Origin of the sequence: Microcystis sp. MC19, from assembly GCF_003019735.1 — a bacterium.
Classification (GTDB): Bacteria; Cyanobacteriota; Cyanobacteriia; order Cyanobacteriales; family Microcystaceae; genus Microcystis.
Window position 1 is genome coordinate 762,701 of record NZ_CP020664.1, and the last position, 13,348, is coordinate 776,048.

Sequence of the window (13,348 nt, forward strand, 5' to 3'; positions counted from 1 at the left end):
TTATTGTAATTTCTCAATAATACTAATAATGATTCTCTTTAGCTGGGGGAGATTGTTTTGAATCACTTTCCAGACGACTTTTTCATCAATTGCCCAATATTCATGAACTAATTTATCCCGCATACCTGCGATGTTTTTCCAAGGAATATTAGGATAATTAACTCTCACTTCATCAGGAATATTTTTGACTGCTTCCCCAATTATTTCAATTAATTTTACTGCCGAAAGAAAGATTTCTATCTTAGTTGAAAATTCTTCAAAGCTTAGATACTGAGTCATCTTTTCTAGTTGACAAATTGCCTCTAGAATGTCTTGCAAGAAATCTCTAAATTCCCGTTGCGTCATACATAAATAACCTCGGATAAAATTCTTTCTCGCCTTCTTCCTTTTAAGCCATTTTTACTGATAACATCCGCTTTTACCTTAAGTAAATCACTTAAATAATATTCCATATCTACTAAATCCAGTAAACTAGGCGGTTCTGTATAATCTATCAGAATATTAACTTCACTATTTTCCTGCACTTCTCCTTTTACATAATCTCCAAAAATACCTAATTCACTGACATGATACTTTTCTTTTACTAAGGACTTAACTTGACCCAAAATCGCTTTAATTTCTTCTAAATTTTTCATGATGCTTACCTTCTAAGATAACGGAAAAGACTTTTACCCTACTGATCAAAATTTTATTTCCTGTATCTGTATTGTAGCAGATAGCGGATGAAAGGATAAACCATACTCCTTAAAATCATGAGAATTGAGAGAGTTATGCAAAAAATACCCCCTCAACTGACTGAATGAAGAGGCATTTATAGTATTTTTAGAAGCAATTTAGCCTACTTTTCTGGTTTCTTTTTCGATGGATTGGGAGGGTTTTAGTTTAGGTTTGAGTATCTCGATTATTCTAAATTTCGCTTTTTCCAGTAATCAGGTTTACGTTTTCCATTTGCGATCGCAACTACCCAAATAGATGCTTCAAATTCTACATAAAAGATGATGTAAGGAAAACGGCGAATGAGATAACGGCGCATCCCTTCGATAGTATGGGCTGTTCCCAGATTAGGGTTAATTTTAATTTTTTCGAGAGCTTGTTCAATTTCAGATAGTAAATCTAGCCCTAATCCTATCTTTTACTTCTCATAATATTGAATAGCATTGTCAAGTTCTCGTCTTGCTTCACTGTGAATAATAACAGGTTTCACGAATATTTCTCTCGTAATTCCAATAATACTTTATCCGATGGTTCACCCTTGGCTGTTCCAGCATAAATTTCGGCTAATCTTTGAGTTAATTCTCTATCCCAAGCATCTAAAACATTGTCATCTACACCTTCATCTAAGGAATGGATGAGAAAGTAAGCCAGTTCAGCGCGATCTTGTACGGGAAGTTGAGCAAGTTCTATTTTGAGGGTTTCTGCTGTTTTAGTCATCTTGAAAGCATCTATAACCAGTCATCTTAGATTGTAGCAGATATCGGATGAAAAAATAAACCATACTCCTTAAAATCATGAGAATTGAGAGAGTTATGCAAAAAATACCCCCTCAACTGACTGAATGAAGAGGCATTTATAGTATTTTTAGAAGCAATTTAGCCTACTTTTCTGGTTTCTTTTTCAGTAGATTTGGATGGTTTTAGTTTACGCTTCAGGGTTGAAGCTGCGCCGAGTGTACTGACTACCAGGAGACTTAAAGTTCAAGTTTTCCAGACAGAAAATTAAACTAATTAAACATTCATATTAGTGTTTGTTAAATCTAATGTGTATCGCATCGCCTCTTCCAATTGCTGTAAATAACTAGAAGAAAGTGTCCCCAACTGTCTCTGAAGTCTTTGTCTATCAATAACAACAATTTGATAACATAAGGCTACTGATTCCTGATTTAAGCATCCTTGTCCTGCGGGAATAACCATTGTTCCGGGGATTTGTGCGCGACGTAAATTACTGGTTAATGGAATTACAACAACAGTGCTAGTGAAGCGATCAATATTGTTATGTTGGACAATAATAACAGGTCGAATACCAGCTTGTTCTGAACCACGACTCGGATTCAAATCAGCTAGATAAATATCGCCTCGCATTTATTCCTTATCCTCTTGTTCAAGGTGAGATAAATAATCGGGTAAAATACTTTCTGAAAAGCTAATATCCTCTTGAGCAAATTCATTTTGTAACGATTGTGCTTCTGCATCTGAAATATTGTCCCATTTCTGAAAACGTGAATTTCTTTGTAAGGATTTGACAAATTCAAGGACTTTTTGCTGTTTTTCTAGCGGTAAAGTCTTAATACTTTGCAAAATCTGGTCTTGAAGATTATTAATATGGGTGACAGACATTTCAACTTTTACTATATTTACACTAGGCCAACTATTTTACCATAAAAAACCCTCTTGTTGTCAATTAGTTAGCAACAATTAAATAATAGACAATACACAATAGACAAAAAATACCCCCTCAACTGACTGAATGAAGGGGCATTTATGGTATTTTAGTGGGCAATTTAGCCTACTTTTGTGGTTTCTTTTTCTGATGGTTTGGATGATTTTAGTTTGCGCTTCAGGGTTGCACCTGCGCCGATAGTGCCGAGAGCGAGGAAGCCTAAAGTAGAAGTGGGTTCGGGAACTGGTTGGACACCCAAAAGTTCGCCATCAAAAGTAACTTCGCTGGCAAAGACCCACGCAGTGCGTCGATTTAGAGTAAGTTGTAGGGAACTACCACTAAAATTTAATCCTGAAAAAGTATAGGATGTTGGCGCTGCACTAGGCGGATCAGTAAGAGAGCCAGAATTGTAATTAGAGCCACCCATACTTAATAATATACTTTGCGGTACCAAAACACCACCAGCACCATTTGAGTCATCCACATGGACAGTAACTGAGTTTATCCTGACTGTGCCAGCAAAGTTAAAAGTAATGACAGGATTCCGGTTTTCCCAACCAACATAAGGTCCTGTACCGTCTGCATTTTCTACACCTGGGGTATTCCAGTTTTGTGTAGGAATTATGCCATCAGTTAGATCTCCAACTCCTCCGCTGAGAGGAGCATAATCTACCGACGTGTTTCCAGTGCCATTATATTTCTTGTCCCAGTATTTAGAGCCGCCTCCATTTTCCATATCATAACTGATAGGTGTAATTTGAAGAGCATTAGCAGTACCTATTGTTGCCAAACTGATAAGTACGGCTCCCCCAATAGAATTTTTGACAAGTTTAATGAATACCATGATAGATGCCTCAAGACATTGAAGTTGTTAGTGGGATTTAACTGTTTTTTGGCAAAGTTGGCAAAGAGTAAATTGATACGATCGCTTTTCTAGCAGCCAAGTTAACCAGCAGTTTTACCTAACCCTAAAGGGTCAGCAAAGACAACAATACACATTCCCCCCCCACAATTGTATTTTTTGATACAATTTAATAAATTTTTATATTTCTCTCTTAATCCCGATAAAGAAACCGCAGAACCAAGTCGGTTGTGAACAGCCCACCGCTTTTACCATTTTTGGTTAGTATCTGGATGTGGTATTATTTGAGGTGTGTTCGGATTATCTGATACGATCAAGGTCTATGACAACTTACTATGAAATCCTCAGCCAAATAGAGAATCTTCCCCTTACGGATAAGTTGCGACTTTTAGAGGATTTAAAAACTATCATCAAGCCGACCGTAGCGCCAAAAGATGACGATGAGATCATTCCAGCCGAAGAACTTGCTGAAAGCCAAGCAGCATGGCAAGATTATTTATCCGGTCGAGATACTGGAATCACTTCAACAGAATTAAAATACAAATTATTTGGAGATAAACTTGGCTGATTATATTCTACTTAGACAAGCAGAACGCTCCTTAGAAAGGATGCCTAAAAATGATCAAATTCGTCTTCTTGAAGCTTTGGATACTTTGATTTCGGATTCTACAAAATTAGATATTAAACCCCTTTACGGAAGAGATGAACTAAGATTGCGAGTAGGTAAGTATCGAGTGTTGTTTTTTGAAGATAGAGACAACAATCTATAGATCATTACAACTATTAAACCTCGCGGCGATGTCTATAAATAATACCAGAACTCTTTTCTAGACTGCTGTTTCTCCTTTTGCCATAAGACAGTGATTCACAGAAGAAGGATTCTCAGGTGCTTTACCCTGTTTTTCCCTTTCTCAGGCAAACTATCCTCTTTCGTGAGGGATTGTGGTGCGATATGTCGGATTTGCTGCCTAATTATTGGGAATTAATGAAATCTTGAGGATGAACGATGGTAATATTGGGAATAGGGATAAAGTCATCAGGATTAAAGGTTAATAAATGGGTAATGTTAGAAGCTTTCATAACAGCAAGAAGCCTAATATCATGAGTGCGTTTTCCTTTAATGTTGTAGATGGTGACTAATTGAAACCAAAGGGGAAAAATATCCGGCGTTTCTGCAATTAATGTAAAGTTATCTAATAAATCATTGACATAATTTGTAGCTTGTGCTGGAGTCCAACCTAAACCATTAACATCAAGGGGGCGGGTTGCAACTACCCAAAATTCAATTAAAACTTGAGGAATAATAACACATTCATTAGCTGTTTCAACGATTTGAGTAATTACATTATTAGCAAGAGAATAAGTTGCTGAAGACGTATCAGCCGCCCGAAGCAAAATGTTAGTATCCAGTAAATATTGAGTCATTAGTCTTCATACATAGTGTCACGGTGTAAAGCTTCATCAGGTAAATTCGCACTTGTTTTAGGAAGTTTAGCGATTACTTTCTGCCATTTTTGAGCTTTTTCCTGGGGAGTAAGACTATAATCTGGGGAAGGGAGGGAAATTCTTGAGGTGAGAGATTCGGTGAAGGATAACACTTCTTGTTGTTTTTCTAAGGGAAGTTTTCTTAGGTTTTTAATGATAACTTGTTCAATGTTCATTTGACTTAGACTAATAGGCAACCATATCGATCATATCTCATGCCGCAATTTCTCTATATTTAATAAATCTTTACATTCCTCTCCCTCATGGCTTACGCTGGTATCTGCACTACTTCCTTGTCAGCATCAGGATTTTCAGTGATTTGGGGATTTTGAGGATGGGTGATGGGTGAAGATGGAAACGCTCTCGACATTGACCTTGTAGATTATCATTGAGGGAAAAAACATGATGACCCTGAAAAATCCCGTACATCCGGGCAGAATTGTCAAAAGTTCGATTGAAGAGCTTGAATTGACCGTTACGGCTGCGGCAAAAATGCTGAACGTGTCACGCTCTAGACTATCTAACCTAATCAATGGCAAGGCGGGGATTTCCCCGGAAATGGCTGTGCGTTTGTCAAAGACAATCGGTAGCACCCCTGCTTTCTGGCTGCGCCTCCAGATGAATTACGATCTTGCTGAGGTTAAAAAACAGGAAGATAGGATTTTCTGAATCCGATTGGGTTACAACACCAAACAACATTGGGTTAGTGCGATCTCGAAGAGAGCCGCCTTCGACGGTGCGCTGCTTCTGTAGCTGATAAACTAGGGATACCAGCTTTGATCAAGGCATCAGCATGACCACTAACGCGGCAAAAACTCAATGGCAGTATTTAGAGAAACGTCCTCATTCCTGGCGACAGCAACTATACGTCAAAGGTAGGAAGCTGACAGCTTTCACTGTTTGGTCAGATGCGATCGCCAACAAAATGACTCCTGAAGAAGTCGCCGACAGCAAAGAATTACCCTTAGCCGCCGTTCTCGAAGCAATTGAATACTGCCAAACTCATCAAGAACTGTTGCAGCAGGAAGCGGACGCAGAACGTCGTTACCTAGAAGCGAGAGGAGTAGCCCTGGGTTCCTAAAGTTACTCATTGATGAAGATGCCCAAGATAAAGTGTTGGTGAAATTGCTACGACAGGCTGGACATGAAGTAATTACAGTTAACGAAGCTGGTCTGATGAGTCACCCAGATTTCATAGTTCTGGACTATGCTAGAAATGCCGATCGCATTCTGTTGACTCTTAAGTAGGTAGGCACAATTATTTGTAGGATGGGTTAGCGGTAGCGTAACCCATGCGGGCGTTGGGTTTTATGCTTCAACCCAACCTATGTTCATTTTATATTTAATTCCACCCACCTACTTAACTGCCGTGACTTTCAGTCTCTCCATGCTGCGGATTCCCACCATCCCGGAATTTTGGCAATTTATCAAGAGGCAAATCCCTCAAAGAAAATGAGTTTTAAGGCAATTGTCAATGCGATCGCCAATCTTGAAACGGCTAACGTCCCTCTTGCTAATCAGTTCATTTCCCTGAACCAGTGGAACTATTAATTCTGCTTTGTCGTGATCGCGTCACAAATCTTAAGTTATATATCTCTCACACTGGCGATCGCTTTCTTTTCCCTGTTTTACTCCTTCTCAGGCGAACTATCCTCATTCCGTGAGATATTGTGGCGCAGTGTGTCGGATTCGCCTTTGCCTTCTCCCTTGACTGATCCTCAACTCGATCGCAAACTAAATTAAACAGGATTACCTCGTACCAACCAGATGATAGACTGGGGATAATAGAAATAATTGAATATGGCTACATTACCGGAGGAAACCTTAGCGAGCATTTTTGATCTACTGCGTCAACTAGCGGATCAGATAGAGTACGCATCGGCAACGGAATGGCAACTTTTTACAGAATATGGGGAAAATGAACGGACATTATCAGAATTAGAAGAATTATCTAATGCCAGAGAGAGGATAACTAATTCCTACTCCCGAATTAATAATATCCTGCTGAGAATTTTACAAGAGCAGCCGACTCTCTCAAATACGATGCTAGAGATGTTAGAAAGAGCGATTTTGCAAGGAACAGCCAGTGTGGATGCTGTTAGTGCTAGTGTTTATGAAGTAAAGAGGCAATGGAACTTATGATGACTTACCGCACCTCCTATCCCGATGAAGCAACGAGAAAACAATGTCTTGAAAGCTTACGCGAAACTAACCGCCAGATTGAGCTTTATAATCTTTTTTTAGACGATATACTCGCCCAACTGGAAACAGAATCCCGTCAAAAGAGACGAGAAAGGCTATTGCAAAGAGGGCAAACTATTAAATAGAGGGATGCACAGAAGAAGGAGTTTCAGGTAGTTTCTCTTGTTTTACTCCTTCTCAGGCTGTATATCCTCATTCCGTGAGATATTGTGACGCAGTATGTCTGATTCGCCTTTGCCTTCTCCCTTGACTGATCCTCAACTCGATCGCCAACTAAATTAAACACAATTAATATCAACCGACGGGATTCAACTGACCTAATTCGACGCTCACCGTATCAAAGCGATTGTCCCCGGGACGATAGGAGAGAATTTCCAATCCCTAATCGGCAATAACGGGTACGGTAGGGATCGAACCTACAACCGTCCGCTTAGAAGGCGGATGCTCTATCCATTGAGCTACGTACCCAGGAAAGCACAATTATAGATTATACTTCCAACGGTGACAAGTGGTAGGACTGATTTTCAATGATGGTGGTGGTGTTCGTGGTGATGATGGTGATCGGAATGAATGTGAGGAATTGTTACAGAACTATTGACAGATAAAGCCTCTTGTGATAGCAAAGCTTCGATATGTTCCCGGGCCCAATCGGCGGCCATCTGGCAAAATTCGGGGTTATCGTTGACACAGGCCATCTGCACATAATTAACCTGGTCGTGTTTGCGGCGTAAAGCTTCGATAATATGCTCCACATCCAGTAAAGTTTCGTGATTTTCCGTAGCAAAGCCAATCGGCATGAAAATTAAAGCTTTGGCCCCCAATTCAATTAAATTATTCGCCGCTAACTCTGCATTCGGTTGCGTCCATTTAATTAAAGGGGTTTGGTGATTTAACCAACCCACAGAAATCAAGGGATAACGATAGATTAATTTTTCCCGGACTAACTCGTATAAAGCTTGACTTTCATCGATTCCCGACGTAAATCCCTTAGCTTCGTGGGGACAACCGTGATTCATTAAAATAATGCCAATTTGCGAGGGAAGACAGCTACTAGCTACCTCGGCCGCGATTTTTTCCTCCACTAACCGCGCCATTAGCTCTATATAAGCGGGTTGGTTATAAAACGAGGGAATATAGCGCAATCCTTTGACCCAATGTTCCCCCGTTTGTCCTTGAGCTAAAGCTTTGTTAACTTGTTCGATGGCAATGCCACTGGTAAAGATAGAATCAACCACGAGGAGAGGATAGATCAAAATTTTCTCAAATCCCCGCTCGCGGATTTCCGTTAACACCTGTGCCGGTAAAAAAGGCGCGCAGAAGTTAAACGCTTTGAATACCTCCACCCGATTACCCCATTTTGCCTGTAAATTGCGCTCGATTTCCTGTCTTTGATGCTCGAAAATGTGGTTATGGGGGGAAATAAAGTGATTATGCTGGTGCTGCCATTCGTGCAGGTCAAATATAGCCAATAATTTCGCTAGGGGAGGATAAACCCAAGTCGGTACAGGAGCGAACTTAGCCGTCAGCAGATTTAAGGCCTGTTCATTATAGTTGGCAAAGTCCTCATAACTCTCCACTTCCCCGTATCCCATCAATAATACCGCCACTCGATCGCTGTGGTTGTGGGTAGCGGCTAACTGTTGTTGATCTGAAATGGCAACCACGTTTTTAACCCCGATTTTCTAAGTGAAAAACGCTATATCACTGGGATAGTAGCACTTTTCTATCCTATCCCCTCGCACGGGATAGACCGCTAAAAATTTATAACCTCTACAGAATCATACAGATTGCTTATCATCTTCATTAATAAAACGATATGTAAAGAAACTTTAAATAATGTTAAGATCGTTATAGTCCCACCTATGAGAGATATGACAGCAGGCGTGTTTGGTAGCTTACCTTTTCCCAATCAGAGCGGCGATCAACTCATCAGTAAAGTGGTGAGTGCTGCGATCGCTGCATTATTCAAACGCACAGGCAAGCTGACAGCGACTGTCCGCGCCGAACCCGTAGCCAAATTACTGCAAGGCAGTATCGACGGTTTTGACTTTATCGGTCAGTCGATGCTCATGTACAATGGCCTACGCATCGAAGCCATGGAATTGTATGTGCAAGCGGTGGCGATCGATTTTAGTGCCATTTTTACCGGACAGGTGAAACTCCGTCAACCGACGCGGGCCACTTTGCGGGTAGTTTTAACGGAAGAAGACTTAACCACCTCTTTTAATACACCTTTTATTGTCGAAAAACTGCAAAGATTAGAGTACGAAGGTAAATCAATTCACTGTCAGAACACGGAATTAATTCTCAATGACGACAAAACTTTAACTCTGAAAAGTCTAATTAAATTGGGAGAAGAAGAACCAATTCTTCTAGAAATGACCACTGCTGTGGTTGTGGAAGAAAGGCGAAAAATTCAATTTGTCGAGGTGGTTTACCAAGGCGACGAAAGATCGAAAGCTTTAGGAGAAGCTTTAATCAGCCACGTTAACAACCTCATGGATTTAGATAAATTTGCCCTCGATGGTACTCAATTAAGGGTCGATAGACTACGTTTAAAAGATAAACAGATCATCTTTTATGGTATCGCCGATATCGAGCGTTTTCCCCAAAGAAAATAGGCGGTCATCAACGGGTCTAAAAATATCAAGAGTTTTACAGACTTTACCCCAAAAATGAAGTATAACCTAATTTGGTATTGACTCCTGAATCCCCAAAACGAAAACTTCTTATCTCACCATTGAGATAACTGCTGTGGCTTTTAATCGTGCTTGTGGTGACAGGGAGGCACGGGATCGTAACCTCCGGGGTGAAAGGGATGACAACGGAGAATGCGCTTAATTGCTAACCAAGAACCCCGCAGCACACCAAAGCGCTCGATCGCTTCCATGGCATACTGGGAACAGGTGGGTTGAAAACGACAGGAAGGGGGAAATAGCGGCGAAATAAACCGTCGATATCCCTCAATTAAGCCAATAAAAATTCCTTTCATCGGAAATTTTGGGTCTGAAACCCCGTCGTTCTACGACGGCTTTACTGTTAAATATTAGCATCGTTTACGAAATATATGCTAAAATGTGAGACATGGAAAAAGCCTATTCTTACCGATTTTACCCCACACCAGAACAAGAGTCGCTATTGCGGCGCACTTTGGGCTGTGTAAGATTGGTTTACAATAAAGCTCTCCATCTCAGAACACAAGCATGGTACGAAAAGCAAGAAAGAGTAGGCTACGCTCAAACTTCTTCAATGTTGACCGATTGGAAAAAGCAAGAAGAATTAGACTTTCTCAATGAGGTAAGCTGTGTACCTTTACAACAAGGGTTAAGACATTTACAAACAGCTTTTACTAATTTCTTTGCTGGTCGTACTAAGTATCCTAACTTTAAGAAAAAACATCAGGGAGGAAGTGCCGAATTTACCAAATCAGCCTTTAAATTTAAAGACAAACAAATCTATTTAGCCAAATGCACAGAACCTTTACCTATTCGATGGTCAAGACAAATACCAGAAAGCTGTGAACCAAGCACAGTAACAGTCAGATTGCATCCATCTGGACGTTGGCATATTTCAATTAGATTTGATGACCCAACGATTAAGCCATTACCAGTAACAGATAAAGCCATTGGAATTGACTTAGGAATTAGTAGCCTTGTGATTACCAGCGATGGTGACAAAGTATCTAATCCTGAGCATTTTAAAAAGTATTATCGGAGACTGCGAAGAGCATCTAAAAGTCTTTCTAGAAAACAGAAAGGCTCAAAGAATCGAGAAAAAGCGAGAATCAAAGTAGCCAGAATTCACGCTCAAATCACCGATAGTAGAAAAGACCATTTACATAAGCTAACCACTCAATTAGTTCGTAAAAACCAAACGATTGTGGTTGAGAATTTAGCCGTCAAGAATATGGTCAAAAACCCGAAATTATCTCAGGCAATATCTGATGTAAGCTGGGGTGAAATCACTCGACAATTAGCCTATAAATGCCGTTGGTATGGGAGAAATTACATCGAAATAGATAGATGGTTTCCTAGCTCTAAAAGATGTAGTAATTGTGGGTATATTGCTGAGAAAATGCCGTTAAATGTTCGAGAATGGGACTGTCCAGACTGTGGGACTCACCATGACCGAGATATTAACGCCAGTAAAAATATTTTGGCCGCAGGGCTTGCGGTGTCAGTCTGTAGAGCGACCATAAGACCAGAACAGAGTAAATCTGTTAAGGCAGGTGCGAAAAATCCTTCGGGACAGAAGCAGAAACCCAAATCGTGAGGTTTGGGAATCGCCGTCCGTTTTACGGCGGCGAGGATGTCAACAATGTCACCTCGATCACCTAAACTAAATAGATAGTCAATTTTCGCTTTTGCCACGTGGAACTATCCCACTCTCTCCTATTTTCGATCGGTTTAGTCGCCTGTTACCTAGCTGTTCTGATTCTGATCGCTGAAAAATTAAAAAGTCTTTTCAGTACCGATGGCGAAATTACCCGCAAAGTTGTCCACATTGGCACGGGAAACGTCATCCTTTTGGCCTGGTGGTTAAATATCCCCGCTTGGGTGGGAATAAGTGCGGCCATCCTAGCGGCAACTATCGCTATCCTATCCTATTTTTTCCCCATTTTACCCAGTCTTAATAGTGTCGGTCGCCGCAGTTGGGGAACTTTTTTTTATGCTGTTAGTATCGGTGTTCTCGTGGCTTATTTTTGGCCAATTTCTCACCCCGAATACGCAGCAATGGGTATTTTAATTATGGCGTTAGGAGACGGATTAGCAGCCCTAGTCGGACAAAATTTTGGTCAACATCCCTACAAAATTTTCGGCAGTGGCAAAAGTCTGGAAGGTTCCCTGACTATGTTAGGAGTCAGCTTTTTAGTCAGCTTGATTATTTTATCTTTTATTAATGGCATGAATCCGCCAATTATTTTAGTATCTTTATTAACAGCGATCGGAGCTACTATTCTAGAAACTTTCTCGAAACTAGGTATAGATAATCTCACTGTACCGATTGGTAGCGCCGCCATTGCCTATTTTCTTACTCAAATTTTCATCTCAAGCTAGGCTATCTCAGCTTATTCACAAGGGCCGAATCTAAAACCTCATTGGTTAAGCTAAGTAGGGAGGCACAATTATTTGTTAGGATAGGTTAGTGGTAGCGTAACATGAGCGGGTGTTGGGTTTCATGCTTCAACCCAACCTACGTTCTATGTTAGCAATCAGCTTTTTAGTCAGCTGTACCGATAACTGATAACTGATAACTGATAACTGATAACTGATAACTGATAACTGATAACTGATAACTGATAACTGATAACTGATAACTGATAACTGATAACTGATAACTGATAACTGATAACTGATAACTGATAACTGATAACTGATAACTGATAACTGATAACTGATATGACCTTTACTATCACTCAAAACCAAAATCAATATCTTACCTATTGTCTCAAGGATGAAGAAGCTGACGCTTATCTGGAAGTGGTTCCCGCTAGGGGAGGAATCATCACCCGTTGGCAAATTTGCGGAGAAGATATTTTATATCTGGACAGAGAAAGATTCAAAGATCCTAACCTCAGCGTCCGCGGAGGAGTCCCGATTTTATTCCCTATCTGTGGCAACTTACCCGATAATAGCTATCAACACCAAGGACGAAACTATAGCCTTAAACAACACGGATTTGCTCGTGATTTACCCTGGCAAGTGAGCAAACAAAGCAGCGAAACTGCCGCTAGTTTAACCCTAGAATTAAACAGTAATGAAGCCACTCGTCAAGTCTATCCCTTTGATTTTCAATTAATCTTTACCTATCAACTGCAAGGAAACAGCCTCAAAATTCACCAAAAAGTTATTAATCTTTCCCCCGAAAAAATGCCCTTTTCTATCGGCTTCCATCCCTACTTTCAAGTCAACGATAAAACCCGATTATCCTTTGATATTCCCTCCTCCCAATACCTCGACCAACGCACGAAGACCCTCCATTCCTACTCTGGCAACTTTGACTTTAATCTCGAAGAAATTGATGCTGCTTTTCCGCAAATTACGCGCCATCAAAGTAGTTTTAGTGATTCCTATCATCAGCGTCAAATTGTCCTCGGTTACGACGATCTCTATACAACCCTAGTTTTTTGGACCCTGAAAGATAAAAATTATATCTGTCTCGAACCTTGGAGCGCTCCCCGCAACGCCCTCAACACAGGCGAACATTTGACCTACTTAGACCCCCAGAGTAGCCGCGAGGCGATCGTAGAAATGCGAGCCAATCAAATTTAAATTTCCCCTTGACTTAGCCCCGATAAGATGTTATATTGATAAATCGTGTGCAGAACACGAAACGGGTCGCTAGCTCAGCGGTAGAGCACTCGGCTTTTAACCGATTGGTCTTGGGTTCGAATCCCAGGCGACCCATAAAAACTTACTGATA

At 40.6% G+C, this 13,348-nt stretch carries 24 protein-coding genes, 2 tRNA genes and 1 pseudogene; 13 read left to right on the top strand and 14 right to left on the bottom strand.

The genetic code is table 11. The features are described from left to right. From B5D77_RS03880 to B5D77_RS03915, 8 genes and pseudogenes are all read right to left on the bottom strand, one after another. Window positions 1-345: a DUF86 domain-containing protein gene (locus B5D77_RS03880; protein WP_008202195.1), complete on the bottom strand. Its 345-nt coding sequence runs from the start codon at window positions 343-345 to the stop codon at window positions 1-3. Then, window positions 342-635 (bottom strand): nucleotidyltransferase family protein, encoded by a 294-nt coding sequence (locus B5D77_RS03885; RefSeq protein WP_002783391.1) that lies wholly within the window; start codon window positions 633-635, stop codon window positions 342-344. Before B5D77_RS03885 ends, B5D77_RS03880 begins: the two co-directional genes overlap by 4 nt. A 266-nt stretch (window positions 636-901) precedes the next feature. Then, on the bottom strand, window positions 902-1,129 hold the full coding sequence (locus B5D77_RS26915; RefSeq protein ID WP_223211066.1) for a type II toxin-antitoxin system RelE/ParE family toxin: 228 nt from the start codon (window positions 1,127-1,129) through the stop codon (window positions 902-904). A 71-nt stretch (window positions 1,130-1,200) separates the two neighbouring features. Beyond that, window positions 1,201-1,431: an addiction module protein gene (locus B5D77_RS03895; RefSeq protein ID WP_002800346.1), complete on the bottom strand. Its 231-nt coding sequence runs from the start codon at window positions 1,429-1,431 to the stop codon at window positions 1,201-1,203. Between the two features lie 158 nt (window positions 1,432-1,589). Continuing rightward, a pseudogene (locus B5D77_RS26920) lies at window positions 1,590-1,694 on the bottom strand (PEP-CTERM sorting domain-containing protein); the annotation flags it as partial. Window positions 1,695-1,724: 30 nt separating this feature from the next. After that, window positions 1,725-2,078, bottom strand: a complete 354-nt coding sequence (locus tag B5D77_RS03905; protein WP_106908318.1) for a type II toxin-antitoxin system PemK/MazF family toxin — start codon at window positions 2,076-2,078, stop codon at window positions 1,725-1,727. Beyond that, window positions 2,079-2,333: a hypothetical protein gene (locus tag B5D77_RS03910; RefSeq protein WP_045362295.1), complete on the bottom strand. Its 255-nt coding sequence runs from the start codon at window positions 2,331-2,333 to the stop codon at window positions 2,079-2,081. Window positions 2,334-2,497: 164 nt separating this feature from the next. Then, complete coding sequence (locus tag B5D77_RS03915) at window positions 2,498-3,220, bottom strand: PEP-CTERM sorting domain-containing protein (RefSeq protein ID WP_106908319.1); 723 nt, start codon at window positions 3,218-3,220, stop codon at window positions 2,498-2,500. Window positions 3,221-3,560: 340 nt separating this feature from the next. On the opposite strand from B5D77_RS03915, the gene B5D77_RS03920 reads away from it, so the two are divergent. Further along, window positions 3,561-3,806 (top strand): hypothetical protein, encoded by a 246-nt coding sequence (locus B5D77_RS03920; protein ID WP_002734321.1) that lies wholly within the window; start codon window positions 3,561-3,563, stop codon window positions 3,804-3,806. Beyond that, on the top strand, window positions 3,799-4,008 hold the full coding sequence (locus B5D77_RS03925) for a type II toxin-antitoxin system RelE/ParE family toxin (protein ID WP_008202207.1): 210 nt from the start codon (window positions 3,799-3,801) through the stop codon (window positions 4,006-4,008). Before B5D77_RS03920 ends, B5D77_RS03925 begins: the two co-directional genes overlap by 8 nt. Window positions 4,009-4,210: 202 nt before the next feature. Here the strand turns inward: B5D77_RS03925 and B5D77_RS03930 are convergent, their stop codons facing one another. Together B5D77_RS03930 and B5D77_RS03935 are read right to left on the bottom strand one after the other, a co-directional pair. Then, window positions 4,211-4,663 (bottom strand): PIN domain-containing protein, encoded by a 453-nt coding sequence (locus B5D77_RS03930; RefSeq protein ID WP_002750618.1) that lies wholly within the window; start codon window positions 4,661-4,663, stop codon window positions 4,211-4,213. After that, complete coding sequence (locus B5D77_RS03935; RefSeq protein WP_008202209.1) at window positions 4,663-4,899, bottom strand: hypothetical protein; 237 nt, start codon at window positions 4,897-4,899, stop codon at window positions 4,663-4,665. The genes B5D77_RS03930 and B5D77_RS03935 overlap by 1 nt, the downstream gene beginning before the upstream one ends. Window positions 4,900-5,125: 226 nt before the next feature. Between B5D77_RS03935 and B5D77_RS03940 the strand changes: the two genes are divergently transcribed. The 6 genes from B5D77_RS03940 to B5D77_RS03960 all read left to right on the top strand — a co-directional run bounded on the left by B5D77_RS03940 (window position 5,126) and on the right by B5D77_RS03960 (window position 7,050). Then, on the top strand, window positions 5,126-5,392 hold the full coding sequence (locus B5D77_RS03940; RefSeq protein ID WP_249268040.1) for a HigA family addiction module antitoxin: 267 nt from the start codon (window positions 5,126-5,128) through the stop codon (window positions 5,390-5,392). A gap of 124 nt (window positions 5,393-5,516) precedes the next feature. Next, entirely contained in the window at window positions 5,517-5,804 is a 288-nt protein-coding gene (locus B5D77_RS03945) for a hypothetical protein (protein ID WP_008202216.1), read from the top strand. 38 nt (window positions 5,805-5,842) lie between these two features. Beyond that, window positions 5,843-5,971 carry a DUF5615 family PIN-like protein gene (locus B5D77_RS26925; protein ID WP_232306186.1) on the top strand — a complete coding sequence of 43 codons (129 nt, stop codon included), beginning with the start codon at window positions 5,843-5,845 and terminating at the stop codon, window positions 5,969-5,971. A 79-nt stretch (window positions 5,972-6,050) separates the two neighbouring features. Continuing rightward, window positions 6,051-6,179, top strand: coding sequence for a hypothetical protein (locus B5D77_RS27625; RefSeq protein WP_008202220.1), 129 nt, complete (start codon window positions 6,051-6,053; stop codon window positions 6,177-6,179). A gap of 344 nt (window positions 6,180-6,523) precedes the next feature. Further along, entirely contained in the window at window positions 6,524-6,865 is a 342-nt protein-coding gene (locus B5D77_RS03955) for a hypothetical protein (RefSeq protein WP_008202224.1), read from the top strand. Continuing rightward, complete coding sequence (locus B5D77_RS03960) at window positions 6,862-7,050, top strand: hypothetical protein (protein WP_002783384.1); 189 nt, start codon at window positions 6,862-6,864, stop codon at window positions 7,048-7,050. The genes B5D77_RS03955 and B5D77_RS03960 overlap by 4 nt, the downstream gene beginning before the upstream one ends. Window positions 7,051-7,320: 270 nt before the next feature. On the opposite strand, the gene B5D77_RS03965 is transcribed toward B5D77_RS03960, so the two are convergent. Continuing rightward, window positions 7,321-7,393 (bottom strand) — tRNA-Arg (locus tag B5D77_RS03965). Window positions 7,394-7,449: 56 nt separating this feature from the next. Next, window positions 7,450-8,589 (bottom strand): ferrochelatase, encoded by a 1,140-nt coding sequence (locus B5D77_RS03970; RefSeq protein ID WP_008202226.1) that lies wholly within the window; start codon window positions 8,587-8,589, stop codon window positions 7,450-7,452. Between the two features lie 198 nt (window positions 8,590-8,787). On the opposite strand from B5D77_RS03970, the gene B5D77_RS03975 reads away from it, so the two are divergent. After that, window positions 8,788-9,546 (top strand): DUF2993 domain-containing protein, encoded by a 759-nt coding sequence (locus tag B5D77_RS03975; protein WP_008202228.1) that lies wholly within the window; start codon window positions 8,788-8,790, stop codon window positions 9,544-9,546. A gap of 140 nt (window positions 9,547-9,686) precedes the next feature. Here B5D77_RS03975 and yidD read toward each other — a convergent pair whose 3' ends face one another. Continuing rightward, window positions 9,687-9,917 (bottom strand): membrane protein insertion efficiency factor YidD, encoded by a 231-nt coding sequence (gene yidD, locus B5D77_RS03980; RefSeq protein ID WP_008202230.1) that lies wholly within the window; start codon window positions 9,915-9,917, stop codon window positions 9,687-9,689. A 92-nt stretch (window positions 9,918-10,009) separates the two neighbouring features. Here yidD and B5D77_RS03985 point away from each other — a divergent pair, with 92 nt between their 5' ends. Both B5D77_RS03985 and B5D77_RS03990 read left to right on the top strand, forming a co-directional pair. Continuing rightward, on the top strand, window positions 10,010-11,197 hold the full coding sequence (locus tag B5D77_RS03985) for an RNA-guided endonuclease TnpB family protein (protein WP_106908320.1): 1,188 nt from the start codon (window positions 10,010-10,012) through the stop codon (window positions 11,195-11,197). Between the two features lie 98 nt (window positions 11,198-11,295). Further along, window positions 11,296-11,982, top strand: coding sequence for a diacylglycerol/polyprenol kinase family protein (locus B5D77_RS03990; protein ID WP_008202245.1), 687 nt, complete (start codon window positions 11,296-11,298; stop codon window positions 11,980-11,982). A 126-nt stretch (window positions 11,983-12,108) separates the two neighbouring features. On the opposite strand, the gene B5D77_RS03995 is transcribed toward B5D77_RS03990, so the two are convergent. Beyond that, window positions 12,109-12,345 (bottom strand): hypothetical protein, encoded by a 237-nt coding sequence (locus tag B5D77_RS03995; protein ID WP_106909950.1) that lies wholly within the window; start codon window positions 12,343-12,345, stop codon window positions 12,109-12,111. On the opposite strand from B5D77_RS03995, the gene B5D77_RS04000 reads away from it, so the two are divergent. Together B5D77_RS04000 and B5D77_RS04005 are read left to right on the top strand one after the other, a co-directional pair. After that, window positions 12,325-13,197, top strand: coding sequence for an aldose epimerase (locus tag B5D77_RS04000; RefSeq protein WP_106908321.1), 873 nt, complete (start codon window positions 12,325-12,327; stop codon window positions 13,195-13,197). The genes B5D77_RS03995 and B5D77_RS04000 overlap by 21 nt on opposite strands. Window positions 13,198-13,260: 63 nt before the next feature. Beyond that, a tRNA-Lys gene (locus tag B5D77_RS04005) sits at window positions 13,261-13,332 on the top strand. The last annotated feature ends 16 nt before the right edge of the window (window positions 13,333-13,348 follow it).

Bases quoted from the DNA above. Each gene is read 5' to 3' on its own strand.
- B5D77_RS03880 (WP_008202195.1), bottom strand. From the start codon at position 345: ATGACGCAACGGGAATTTAGAGATTTCTTGCAAGACATTCTAGAGGCA.
- B5D77_RS03885 (WP_002783391.1), bottom strand. From the start codon at position 635: ATGAAAAATTTAGAAGAAATTAAAGCGATTTTGGGTCAAGTTAAGTCC.
- B5D77_RS03895 (WP_002800346.1), bottom strand. From the start codon at position 1,431: ATGACTAAAACAGCAGAAACCCTCAAAATAGAACTTGCTCAACTTCCC.
- B5D77_RS03905 (WP_106908318.1), bottom strand. From the start codon at position 2,078: ATGCGAGGCGATATTTATCTAGCTGATTTGAATCCGAGTCGTGGTTCA.
- B5D77_RS03910 (WP_045362295.1), bottom strand. From the start codon at position 2,333: ATGTCTGTCACCCATATTAATAATCTTCAAGACCAGATTTTGCAAAGT.
- B5D77_RS03915 (WP_106908319.1), bottom strand. From the start codon at position 3,220: ATGGTATTCATTAAACTTGTCAAAAATTCTATTGGGGGAGCCGTACTT.
- B5D77_RS03920 (WP_002734321.1), top strand. From the start codon at position 3,561: ATGACAACTTACTATGAAATCCTCAGCCAAATAGAGAATCTTCCCCTT.
- B5D77_RS03930 (WP_002750618.1), bottom strand. From the start codon at position 4,663: ATGACTCAATATTTACTGGATACTAACATTTTGCTTCGGGCGGCTGAT.
- B5D77_RS03935 (WP_008202209.1), bottom strand. From the start codon at position 4,899: ATGAACATTGAACAAGTTATCATTAAAAACCTAAGAAAACTTCCCTTA.
- B5D77_RS03940 (WP_249268040.1), top strand. From the start codon at position 5,126: ATGATGACCCTGAAAAATCCCGTACATCCGGGCAGAATTGTCAAAAGT.
- B5D77_RS03945 (WP_008202216.1), top strand. From the start codon at position 5,517: ATGACCACTAACGCGGCAAAAACTCAATGGCAGTATTTAGAGAAACGT.
- B5D77_RS27625 (WP_008202220.1), top strand. From the start codon at position 6,051: ATGTTCATTTTATATTTAATTCCACCCACCTACTTAACTGCCGTGACT.
- B5D77_RS03955 (WP_008202224.1), top strand. From the start codon at position 6,524: ATGGCTACATTACCGGAGGAAACCTTAGCGAGCATTTTTGATCTACTG.
- B5D77_RS03960 (WP_002783384.1), top strand. From the start codon at position 6,862: ATGATGACTTACCGCACCTCCTATCCCGATGAAGCAACGAGAAAACAA.
- B5D77_RS03975 (WP_008202228.1), top strand. From the start codon at position 8,788: ATGAGAGATATGACAGCAGGCGTGTTTGGTAGCTTACCTTTTCCCAAT.
- yidD (WP_008202230.1), bottom strand. From the start codon at position 9,917: ATGAAAGGAATTTTTATTGGCTTAATTGAGGGATATCGACGGTTTATT.
- B5D77_RS03985 (WP_106908320.1), top strand. From the start codon at position 10,010: ATGGAAAAAGCCTATTCTTACCGATTTTACCCCACACCAGAACAAGAG.
- B5D77_RS04000 (WP_106908321.1), top strand. From the start codon at position 12,325: ATGACCTTTACTATCACTCAAAACCAAAATCAATATCTTACCTATTGT.